11 protein-coding genes and 1 tRNA gene are annotated in these 10,783 nt (G+C 67.8%); 3 read left to right on the top strand and 9 right to left on the bottom strand.

Annotated elements, in window-relative coordinates; translation table 11 throughout:
• Window positions 1-396: 396 nt before the first annotated feature.
• The gene (locus ABNQ39_RS30855) at window positions 397-1,158 is read right to left on the bottom strand and encodes a hypothetical protein (RefSeq protein WP_376965397.1); all 762 of its coding nucleotides are present in this window, start codon (window positions 1,156-1,158) and stop codon (window positions 397-399) included.
• Between the two features lie 265 nt (window positions 1,159-1,423).
• Between ABNQ39_RS30855 and ABNQ39_RS30850 the strand changes: the two genes are divergently transcribed.
• Complete coding sequence (locus ABNQ39_RS30850) at window positions 1,424-2,413, top strand: ROK family protein (RefSeq protein ID WP_376965395.1); 990 nt, start codon at window positions 1,424-1,426, stop codon at window positions 2,411-2,413.
• 7 nt (window positions 2,414-2,420) lie between these two features.
• Here the strand turns inward: ABNQ39_RS30850 and ABNQ39_RS30845 are convergent, their stop codons facing one another.
• The 5 genes from ABNQ39_RS30845 to ABNQ39_RS30825 form a co-directional block, all read right to left on the bottom strand.
• Window positions 2,421-2,819 carry a hypothetical protein gene (locus tag ABNQ39_RS30845; protein ID WP_376965393.1) on the bottom strand — a complete coding sequence of 133 codons (399 nt, stop codon included), beginning with the start codon at window positions 2,817-2,819 and terminating at the stop codon, window positions 2,421-2,423.
• A gap of 185 nt (window positions 2,820-3,004) precedes the next feature.
• A complete protein-coding gene (locus ABNQ39_RS30840; RefSeq protein ID WP_376965391.1) occupies window positions 3,005-4,711 on the bottom strand; it encodes an ArnT family glycosyltransferase in 1,707 nt (568 codons plus the stop codon).
• Window positions 4,708-5,043, bottom strand: coding sequence for a lipid-A-disaccharide synthase N-terminal domain-containing protein (locus ABNQ39_RS30835; protein ID WP_376965389.1), 336 nt, complete (start codon window positions 5,041-5,043; stop codon window positions 4,708-4,710). The genes ABNQ39_RS30840 and ABNQ39_RS30835 overlap by 4 nt, the downstream gene beginning before the upstream one ends.
• Before the next feature lie 55 nt (window positions 5,044-5,098).
• Window positions 5,099-5,860 (bottom strand): glycosyltransferase family 2 protein, encoded by a 762-nt coding sequence (locus ABNQ39_RS30830; RefSeq protein ID WP_109448429.1) that lies wholly within the window; start codon window positions 5,858-5,860, stop codon window positions 5,099-5,101.
• Window positions 5,861-5,974: 114 nt separating this feature from the next.
• Entirely contained in the window at window positions 5,975-7,591 is a 1,617-nt protein-coding gene (locus tag ABNQ39_RS30825) for a DegQ family serine endoprotease (protein ID WP_376965387.1), read from the bottom strand.
• Between the two features lie 487 nt (window positions 7,592-8,078).
• On the opposite strand from ABNQ39_RS30825, the gene ABNQ39_RS30820 reads away from it, so the two are divergent.
• Entirely contained in the window at window positions 8,079-8,939 is an 861-nt protein-coding gene (locus tag ABNQ39_RS30820; RefSeq protein WP_376965385.1) for a hypothetical protein, read from the top strand.
• Window positions 8,940-9,107: 168 nt separating this feature from the next.
• Window positions 9,108-9,193, top strand: a tRNA-Tyr gene (locus ABNQ39_RS30815).
• Between the two features lie 101 nt (window positions 9,194-9,294).
• Here ABNQ39_RS30815 and ABNQ39_RS30810 read toward each other — a convergent pair.
• The 3 genes from ABNQ39_RS30810 to ABNQ39_RS30800 are packed head-to-tail and all read right to left on the bottom strand — an operon-like array spanning window position 9,295 to window position 10,690.
• Window positions 9,295-9,861: a DUF4865 family protein gene (locus ABNQ39_RS30810; protein WP_376965383.1), complete on the bottom strand. Its 567-nt coding sequence runs from the start codon at window positions 9,859-9,861 to the stop codon at window positions 9,295-9,297.
• A complete protein-coding gene (locus tag ABNQ39_RS30805) occupies window positions 9,858-10,292 on the bottom strand; it encodes a cupin domain-containing protein (protein ID WP_376965381.1) in 435 nt (144 codons plus the stop codon). The genes ABNQ39_RS30810 and ABNQ39_RS30805 overlap by 4 nt, the downstream gene beginning before the upstream one ends.
• Window positions 10,289-10,690: a tautomerase family protein gene (locus ABNQ39_RS30800; protein WP_376965379.1), complete on the bottom strand. Its 402-nt coding sequence runs from the start codon at window positions 10,688-10,690 to the stop codon at window positions 10,289-10,291. The genes ABNQ39_RS30805 and ABNQ39_RS30800 overlap by 4 nt, the downstream gene beginning before the upstream one ends.
• Window positions 10,691-10,783: the final 93 nt, after the last annotated feature.

Raw genomic sequence — 10,783 nt, 5'->3', positions numbered from 1 at the left:
ATCCTCATCCCACCTTCAGCGCGGCGCAAAGGCAGGGTGCGGCGGCACGGGCACACTCGGCACACCGGTCTTGCAACAGCAGCCCCCCTGTCTGGTGCACTCTGTCTGGTGCAGCCCATCCAGTCACCAAACGGAATGCCGTATCATCCGGAATTCCGTCTATTGGTCTGACGGACCAAGATTTTTCCTGTTCGGGGGCGGCTCCTGCGATCCGGCCGGGCCGTCCGGCAAGTGCCCCTCCTGACCTTTTCGGTAGTACCAGCCTGACGGATTTTTGCAAGACAGATTTGTGTTGTCCGCATGCGTCGCGGCGAAGGGCAAGGGCCGGAAACGCGAAACGCCCCACCGGCGGTTGCCGGCAGGGCGTTCTGCAAGACGACGCAAACCGTCGGAAGGTCAGCGGACGGCGACGGACTGCTTGGTCGGGGCGGCGGCGACCTTCTGCTTCGGCTTGGCCGGAGCGGCGGCCTTGGCCGGCTTCGCCTTGGCGGTCGTGGCCTTCGCCGCCGGAGCGGGTGCGGCCGAAGCGACGGCGAAGACGGGGTCGGGATTGCTGACCACCTTCACGTCGCAGAGCGGGTGGCTGGCCAGATGCATCAGGCCGGCGTTCTTCTCGTCGCTGGTCAGGGTGCGCAGGTCGTCCGCCGTCAGGTCCTTCGCGGCGACCGAGCGGTCGACGAAGTTGGCGCAATATTGCGGGATGCCGATGGTGGCGGCGCGGCGGCTGATTTCGTTCGCCAGCTCCGTCCGGAACATGTCGAACTGGCGGGTGGCGTTGCCGCCGGCGCCCGAACGCTTGTAGAAGCTGATCAGCGACGCTTCCGAGCTGGACAGCAGGGCGCGGTTCTTGACCGAGAAATCCTGGTACAGGTCGAACGGCTTCTTGTCCGGCATGACCGTGCGGCAGGTCAGGCCGACCACCATCATCTCGGTGTGCATGCGCATCAGCTGCTCGGCCGCATGTTCGGCGCGGTTGTAACAGGCGGGCGTGGCCGGGACGCTGGACTTCGCCGGGCGCGCAGCCTTGGCGGCGGCCGGCTTCGTCGGCTCCTTGGCGGCAGCGCCGGCGGACGCCGGCAGGGCGAGCAGCGCGCCGAGGACGGCGGCGCCGGTCAGGGCTTTGAGGGAATGGCGGAGGGCGGCGCGCTGGCGACTCATCAGGGGCTCCGGTGGCGCGGTACGACAGGACGGGTTCGGGCGGGAAACGGCATTGCCCGACAGTCGGCGACCTTCTACCCGAACGCCGTGGCGGGTCAATGGGATTTGGCCGATGCTTACGTTTTGTCCCATCGGCGCGGCGGACAGGCAACGCCGGATCACCAAGGGTTCCTCCCCCTCCGGACGGAGGAAGCGTGCGTCGCTGGACGGGACCGGGCCGGCGACGCTATGGATTGGCAGGGCACAGTCGGACAGGTGACAGGGCATGGCAGCCACCGGATCGCAATCGGCCGGAACAGGGACCACGGCAGAGTATCGGAGCGGGCACCGCATCGGCATCGATCTGGGCGGCACCAAGACCGAGGGGATTCTGCTCGACCGTCAGGGAAACCAACTGGCACGCCACAGAGTTCCGACGCCGAAAGGCGATTATGACGGCACCGTCGCGACCATCCGCAATCTGGTGGCCCGGCTGGAACGGGAAATCCCCGCCGGAAGCAGGGCGACGGTGGGTTTGGGCATTCCGGGCGCCATCTCCCCCGCGACCGGGCTGGTGAAGAACGCCAACTCCACATGGCTAATCGGGCGCGACTTCACACGCGACCTGACCCGGGCGCTCGCCCGGCCGGTGCGGATCGAGAACGACGCCAACTGCCTTGCGGTGTCGGAAGCGACCGACGGCGCCGGGGCCGGCTGCGAAGTGGTGTTCGCGGCGATCCTCGGCACCGGCTGCGGCGCCGGCATCGTCGTTCACGGCCGGGTGCTGGGCGGGCGCAACGCCATCGCCGGAGAATGGGGCCACAACCCGCTGCCCTGGCCGACCGACGGGGAGCGGCCGGGACCGGCCTGCTACTGCGGCAAGCAGGGCTGCCTGGAGAATTTCGTATCGGGGCCTGCGGTCGCGGCCGACCATTTCGCGGCGACCGGCGAGAGGCTGGACGCCGCGACCATCCTGGCCCGCGCCGCCGACCCGTTGGCCGGCGATGCCGGGTGCCAGGCGACGGCGGACCGTCTAATCGGCCGGCTTGCCCGCGGTCTGGCGGCGGTCGCCAACCTGCTGGATCCCGACGTCATCGTGCTGGGCGGCGGCCTGTCGAACGCGGAACTGCTGTATGACCGGCTGCCGACGGCGATGCAGCCCTGGGCGTTCAGCGACCGGCTGGACACGCCGGTGCGCCGCGCCCGCCACGGCGATTCCAGTGGCGTGCGCGGTGCGGCGTGGCTGTGGCGGCCGGGAGAAATGCCAAGCGAGTAACCGCAGCTCAGTCGCGGCGCGCAGTCCGCGGGACCGGCGGAGCGTCGGCACTCTGCGGCGCCGCCATAATGCGCTTGGCGGCGGCGGGATCCACCGGCGGTGGCGTCAGTGAATGGGACGCGGAGTAATGCTTGTCCGTCCGCTTCACATCCGTGCCATAGCGCACCATGCCGGCGCGGTCAGGTCCGGCCTTCGTCGCCCCCCAATGGGACGGCGCCGGGCCGGGTAGCGGCTGGGCCTGATCGAGGTTGCGCAGCAGCGGGCCGGTCGGGACCATCTGGTCGTACACCCAGGGCGCATATTCCTGCTTCTGGGCGTGGGCCGGCAGCGACAGCGTCATCACCGCCAGAGCGGCGGCGACGGCGGTCCGGATGGCGGTATCGGCAGAGAAGGAAACGCGGGTCATCGAACAGGCACCTTTCGTCCGGGGAAAACGGATCGGAAGGGGCAGTCGAGCGCAAAGCACCCGCGCCGTCCAATGCGGAGGCGCGTTACCCACCCCGGTCGCCGCATGCCCAAGCGGGGCATAGGTCCCGCCTTACGATACGGCGCCGGGGCTATTCCGTTAGGAGGCCCCTTCAGGAGGCTCCTTCAGGAGGCCGGCAGGCGGTAGAGCGTCAGGTGCAGCCGCTTGCCGGTGTTGTAGTTGAAGCCCGACAGATCGGCCAGCGGCAGCGGCGTGGCGGTGCCCAGGCTGTCGAGGAAGGCCGGCGCCTCGCGGTCCTCCACCAGGGCCAGCCCGCAGGCGCGGTCCGCCGTCAGATGCGCGGCGGCGCCGGCGCCATGGACCAGCTTGGTCGGCGTGCCGAGCAGGAAGATCAGGCTCGGCTCCGAATAGCCGGCGGACGCCACCACGCTGTCCGGGCAAGGCCGGACCTGCGCCACCGCGCGCGCGGCCTGCCGGCTGACCCACACGCCATCGATGTTCGGCAGAACGGCGGCATAGGTCCCGGCATAGAGCAGCGCCGCGGCCCCAACCCCGGCAGCAAGCCCGCTCCGCCGCTCCCCGCGCAGAATCGAGCGCAGCGACAGAGCGAAAAGGCCGCCCACCGCCGGCGCCAGCGCCACCCCGACCGGATCGATCCGGCCATCGACCAGCCAGGGGATCACCGCCACCGCCAGGATTAAGGCACCGAAACCGATCACGCCCAGCGCCACCGCGGCGGCGACCAGCCAGCGGCGCGGCTTTTCTCGGCTGCGGTCGAAGCCGTCGATCAGGGCCGCCGCGGCGATGGCGGCGATGGCCGGGAAGACCGGCAGCGTGTAGTGCAGGAGCTTGGTCGGCACCGCCTCGAACACCAGCCAGCTCGGGATTATCCAGGCGATGCAGAAGCGCACGGCATCCAGCCGGCGGCGCGCCCACACCCAGGGAACGGCCAGCAGCGCCAGCAGCGACCAGGGGGCGAAGGTCACCCAGAAGGTGCCGAGGTAATAGCCGGGCGGCAGCCCCTTGCCCTCCTGCCCACCCGACACCTTGCCAAGCATGTCGTGGCCGACGGATTCGGCGAAGAAGGCACCCTTGCTCTTGATGGCGATGGCGATCAGCCAGGGGGCGGCGATGGCGACGACGATGCCGAGCCCGGCCAGCGGCTTCAGCCGCTTCAGCCATCCGGCCTCGCGGTCCCACAGGGCCAGCACCAGAACCGTGCTGCCGGACACCAGCAGGACCATCGGCCCCTTGACCAGCACGCCGATGCCGGCGGCGATCCAGAAGACCAGCGGAGCCGTCCAGGCAGCGCGCCCGGCGGGGACTGGCCCGCGGCGGCCGAGATAGAGCTGGGCGAGCACCGCCTGCCCGACCACCACGGTGGAGAGCAGCACGGCATCGGTCTTGGCCATGCGCGCCTCGACCCCCAGCACGACGCAGGAGGCCATCATCAGACCGGCGATGAAGCCGGCCGGGCCGCCGAACAGCCGGGCCGCCGTCCAGGCGCTGGCGAGGACGGCCAGGATGGCGCCCAGGAACGAGGGGATGCGGTAGGTCCAGATGACCTTGTCGGCGCCGACCGGAATCCCGCGCACGGCATCGGCGGCGGCGGTCGCGGCGGTCTGCAGCCAGTAGATGCCGACCGGCTTCTTGTAGCGCGTCTCGTCCTGGAAGCGGATGTCGACATAGTTGCCGCTGTCCAGCATCTGCGACGATGCCTGGGCGAAGCGCGCCTCGTCCCGGTCGAAGGGCGGCAGCACGATGAAGCCCGGCAGGAACAGCGCCGCGGCGATCAGCGCCAGCAGCGCATAGGCCCAGATCGGCAAGCGGATGGCCGGCGGATGGCCTTGCGGCGAGGACGCTGCGGTCACGGCTTGCTCGGCACCGCGTCGCCGGTGGCCTGCGACTTCTTGTGCGACCAGACGAAATAGACGTTGCGGGCGTAGATCACCAGACCCATGCCCTGCCCCAGCATGAAGACCGGGTCGAATCGGTAGAAGGCGTAGGCGAACAGCATGACGCCGCCGCCCAGCGAGAAGTACCAGAACATCTCCGGCACCACGCTGCGGCGCGCCTTTTCACTGGCGATCCACTGCACGATGAAGCGCATGGTGAACATCAGCTGGGCGAAAAAGCCGATGCCGACCCAGATCAGGTCGGTGGTGCTTTGCCCCTGGAACCACGCTGCGGCGCGCTCAATCATCGTAGAATCCTGTCGCGAATGGGTCGCTGTGAAGGTCGATCGGCTTTAAAAGACGTCAGAGGCGTTCGGAGACCGGCGACATCTTCGTCCGCCGCTTCAGCCAATACACGCCCAGCAGATCGACAACGCCGATCAGCCCGCGCCGCCAGTTGTTGTATTTTGACACGCCGCGTTCGCGCGGGCGATGGTTCACCGGCACATAGGCCACCGGGTGGCCGTGGGCGCGGAACAGCGCCGGCAGGAACCGGTGCATCGCCCCGAAGAAGGGCAGGTCGAGGAAGGCGTCGCGGCGGAACAGCTTCAACCCGCAGCCGCTGTCGGTGCAGCCATCCTGCAGGAAGGACTGGCGGACGGCATTGGCGATCTTCGAGGCCCAGCGCTTGGACAAGGTGTCCTGCCGCTTCTTGCGCAAGCCGCCGACCAGCACCGGCGCTCCCGCCTCGCCTGTCGACACCAGGGCGAACAACGCCGGGATGTCGGCCGGATCGTTCTGACCGTCGCCGTCGAGCGTCACCACGAACTCGCCGCGCGCCGCCTTGACGCCGCTGCGCACCGCGGCACTCTGGCCGGAGCGCTGGACATGGCGCAGCACGCGCAGCCGGCCGGCCTCGACCGCCGGGGCAAGGCGCGCCTGGGTGTCGTCGTCGGACTGGTCGTCGACGAAGATGACCTCGAAACCGCCGACCGGAGCCAGTGCCCGCTCGATCTCTTCGAGCAGGGGCAGCACGTTCTCGGCCTCGTTGAAAACGGGGACAACGACCGACAGCCGCACCGGCTGGCCGCTCTCCGGATAAATGCTCACGGTTTGCCATCCCATTCGCCAAACGGGCGGCAAATTACTCTCGCGGCGCGGCGAACGGTAGCGGAAAAGGATGAGACGGAAGCGGGGCAGATCTCCGCTTCCGTCCGATCCGCAAATGCGACGGCCGGATTACCCCTTCTTACCACCGATCTCGGGGGCCAACGGCAGCGGCACATAGCGCAGGTCGCCACCGCGGCTGACCAGCATCAGCAGGGTCTTGCGCCCCTGTTCTTTGGCCTTGGCGATGCGGGTTTCCAGATCGGCGGCGGTTGCCACCGGCTCCTGCCCGGCCTCCACGATGACGTCGCCGAGGTCGAGTCCGCGCTGCGAGGCCGCGCTGTCGCGGTCGACCTCGGTGACCACCAGACCGTCGACATCCTCGCCGATGGCGAAGGTCTCGCGCAGGCCGGGGGTCAAGGGAGCCAGCTTCAGGCCGAGCGCCGACTTGCTTTCCTCCGGCTGGGCGGAACGGGGGGCGCCGCTCGATCCCGACATCGCCAGCTGCTGCGGCTCGTCGCGCAGTTCGCCGACGGTGACCTGGATCGACTGCTGCTTGCCGCCGCGCAGCAGGGTCATCGGCACGGTGCTGCCGATCTGCGTCGAGGCGACGAGGCGGGGAAGCTGGCGCATCTGCTCCAAGGGATCGCCGTTGAAGGCGGTGATGACGTCGCCCTGACGCAGCCCGGCCGAGGCGGCGGGACTGTCGGGCGAGATGCTGGTGACCAGAGCGCCGCCGGAGCCCTCCACGCCCAGGCTTTCGGCGATGTCCGGCGTCACCCGCTGAACCTGGACGCCCAGCCAACCGCGGCGCACCTTTCCGCCGTCCTTCAACTGGTCGATGATCGGCTTGGCCAGCGAGGACGGGATGGCGAAGCCGATGCCGACCGATCCGCCGGTCGGCGAATAGATCGCGGTGTTGATGCCGATCACCGCGCCGCCGGCGTCATAGAGCGGACCGCCTGAATTGCCGCGGTTGATGGCGGCGTCGGTCTGCAGATACTCGTCATAGGGGCCCTGCTGGATGTCGCGGGCACGGGCCGACAGGATGCCGGCGGTCACCGAGCCGCCGAGGCCGAAGGGATTGCCGATGGCGACCACCCAGTCGCCGACCTCCACCGTTTCGCTGTCGCCCCAATGGGCGGCGGTCAGCGGCTTGGCGCTCTCGACCTTCAGCAGGGCAAGGTCGGTCGGCGCATCCGATCCCACCAGCTTGGCCGGCAGCTTGGTGCCATCATGCAGGGTGACGGCGATTTCGGCCGCGTCGGAAACGACATGGTTGTTGGTGACGATCAGGCCCGACGGATCGATGATGAAGCCGGAGCCGAGCGCCATGCTCGGCAGACCTTGCGGACCGCCACCCTGCGGACCGCCGTTCGGCCCGCTTTCCGGCGAGCCGTTGCCATGACCGCCCCTCTGACGGTTGCGGAATTCACGGAAGAATTCCTCCAGCGGCGAGCCGGGTGGAATGTCCATCCCTTCCGGCAGCCGACCGCCCCCCGCCGAGGGCTGGGGCGCCTGGGTGCTGGAGATGTTGACGACGGTGTCGATCTGCGTGCGGGCGAGGTCGCGGAAGGACGGCGGCGCGTAGGTTCTGCTCGCCCCCGGCTGTGCCCCGACGGCGGGCGCATCCTGGGCTGCGGCCGGCAGCGCCGGCAGGAACACCGCGCCGGACAGCAACGCGCACAGCGCCGCGGCCGGAAGGCGTCGGAAGATCGGGTACGAACGCGGCACGGGCGCATGCGGCATGGACGGTCTCCGCAGAAAACGGTTGGGCAATCGCCGAAGAGTCGCGACCAACGGCTCTTCAAAAGACCCTGGGCCAGAAACCATCGAATGGCAGGGCCCCGGTCGGGTTTGTTCTGAAACTGCAAACACGGAACCCCCCGTCCGGGGTCCATCGCATTTTTCAAAAGTCCGGCGACCGGGAGATGCCGGCGGCGGATTCCTTCCACCCTGGGTTTCCAATTGCCCGTGGTTTTTAAAACCGCAGGCCCTCCACCAAGCATCGTGCCCAGTTGTGACACCGGCTACAAAATCACAATTCCGTGCAAAGTTATGCTGGCATTTTTGAGAAGAGTTTCCGATAGTCATCCATACCGAAAACATCGCCCGCCAGCGTGAAGCCTCGATGCTGCTGACGCACGCGCCCGCGTGGTCCCGCGTCCGAAGCGTGCGGTCCGGGTGGACATGCTGACGAATGACTGAAAATTCACTTTGGCAACCGAGCGATATAATGAACTCAGAAACCGGGAGCGAACCGGAGTCTCCCAAGAAGCGTGGGCGCATTCCGCAGTCGGCGTGGCCCCAAATTCTTGATCGCTACCGCAGCGGTGCAACCCTTTCGGCCATCGCGCGCGAATTCGAATGCACCCCCAGCGCCATCTCCTACATCATCAAGAAGGCGGAGGCCGCCAGCGGCCAGGGCGATGCCGTCTCGGGTGACGTCCAGGACGGTGCACAGATCGCCGAGGCCGGCACGTCCGCCACGGCGGACACGGCTGGCGAAGCCGCCGCTCCGGTGACGGCGACGACCCCGGAGACGCCGGCGGAAACGCCGTTGGCCGCTCCCGCCGAGCCCGCTCCGGCACCGGCTGCCGAGGCGCCGGCCGAACCGCGCCGCGCCGCCGGCCGCACCGGCCGGACCACGCTGACCCGCGCCTCCCGGCCGGAACCGGCTGCCGAACCGGCCCAGGCCGAAGCACCGGCAGCGGCCCCGGCGCCCGCTCCGGCGCCGACTGAAACGCTGCGCCTGAACCGTCCGGACGCCGCTCCGGCAGCCCCTGCCGCCACGCCGGCTCCGGCCGCACCGGTGGCCGCCGCGCCGGAGGCCCCGCGGGCTCCCGGCCAGCCGACCCCGCCGGTGGATGCGATCGAAGGCCGCCTGCGCGACACCGCCAAGGCCTGCATCTCCGCCTATCGCGGCTGGCGTCAGCAGCCGAGCGAGGCGACGATCCAGTCCCTGTCCGACACCGTGCACGAACTGCGCAAGGCTCTGGCCCGCGTGGAAATCGACATGTCGGCCAGCCGCCGCGAGGAACAGGCAATCCGCCCGATCCCGATCCCCGCGCATCGGGCTTCGCGCCGCCCGAACTGAGCGGACTTTTGAAAAGCGGGTTTGAAAAAGCCCCTTTGAAAAGCCTCCGTCCCCCTTGGGACGGAGGCTTTTTCTTGCCGCTTTTGCTGCCGCGCCTCCGCTTGCGTTTTTCGTGCAAAAGGGTCTTGACGGCCCCCCTATCGAAAGGCTACTCCTCAGCGCCCCGATGGAAGGGTGGCCGAGTGGTTAAAGGCAGCAGACTGTAAATCTGCCCGCGTTAGCGTACGCTGGTTCGAATCCAGCCCCTTCCACCATCCCTGCGAAATCAATGCTTCGCAGGGCCGCCGTTCCAGACGGCGACTGTGTTGCAAACTCTCCCCTGGTTACAGCGATCCTGCGCCCTCGATGCGCGTCTTTATTGTTCGTTCGGCAGCGAGACATGCCCGACGGTGTAAAGTTGCATCGTCTCCGTCACCATTGGCGGCAGCCCGGCCCAGAGAGTGACTTTCGTCATCTTCCATCCCGTCGGATCGAACGCGGCAACGGCGGCCAATGCACCGGCGTCAATCGCCGACTTTGCCTCCGCAATGGCATTGTCCCGCTGTGACGCCAAGTCCGAATAGGCCGCAATCGCAGCGATGTCGCGGGTGGCGTAAGCCGCGGCTTTCAAATTCCCCGTCAGTTCCGCATGCCAAACCAGCCATGTCTGCACCGACGGCCAGCCGAAATCGCGGGTCACTGCCGCAAAACCCGGACTGGAAAGAAAGCTGTCGATCCCTTCCGGCTCATCCCACAGGTAGAACGGCGCATAGAGGTTTTCCGCACCGGCAAAACCGGCATCCTGCTTTCTTGCCGCGAGATAGGCTTTGAAACGCAGGCGCGGAAAGCCGTCGAGCAGCGGTCCCCTCTCACGAATGCGGCGGTCGATGATCGCCATGTCGTAATCGGCAGGCAGCACGAAGCTGTATTGCATGGCGATCATCGGGAAAGCTCCCCCTGCTCGACGGCTTCCATCCACTGAACGGCGGTCCCGTCCCGCACCGGCTGGACGCTGACGTAGCTGAACGGGCTCAACGGCGCCGCGCCATGCCAGTGACGTTCGCCGGGTGCGAACCAGACGGCGTCCCCGGTACGGACCTCGACCGGCTCAGCGCCCTCGCGCTGCACCAAGCCGACACCGTCGAGCACGAAAAGAAGCTGTCCGGACGGATGGCTGTGCCAGTGGGTCACGACGCCCGGCGGGATGAAGGCCCGCATCGCCGTCATCTCGCCCTCTGTCCGGCTCGACAGCAGCATCTGAACGAGGAAGGAGCCGTTGGCGATCCCCTCGGGCGCGGCAACGATGCCGTCGCCGGCGCGTCGGACGGTCATGGCCGGCGGACAGGACATCTGCATTTCAAAGTAGCCGGTCATTGGGGCGCCTCCTGCGCCGGCAGTCCGGCGGACACGCCGGATGCGAAAGACCAATCCTCGAAGGACGAATCCGCGATCACGATCATCACGTCTTCCGGCCGCACGCCCGGCGACGCCGCAAGAGTCTCGGCCAGCCGCCGGAAGAAGCGCGCCTTGGTCTCCGGCGACCGCAGCTTTCCTGTGGTGATGTGAAAGACGATGAAATCATCCGAGCGCGGGCCGCCGCGATAGGTCCGGTCGAAGATCAATTCATGCGGTTGATGCTGATGAATGGCCACGAAGCGGTCGTTCTCCGGAACCTCGAAGCAGTCGACCAGCGCACGGTCCAGACTGTCGGAAACGGCCGCGAGATAGGCCGGCGATTTGCCAGCGAGCAAAGAAATCCGTGTGAAGGGCATGGCATGCCGCTCCTGTTTGAGCGATTGACAGCCCCAGTATGGGTGGAGATTATCATCCCGATAATCAGATTATTCTGAATGAATCGTCCTGAT

The organism is Azospirillum sp. A26 (assembly GCF_042604635.1).
Classification (GTDB): Bacteria; Pseudomonadota; Alphaproteobacteria; order Azospirillales; family Azospirillaceae; genus Azospirillum; species Azospirillum palustre.
The sequence above is the reverse complement of the archived record's forward strand: the minus strand, read 5'-3'. Positions and strand labels throughout refer to the sequence as shown.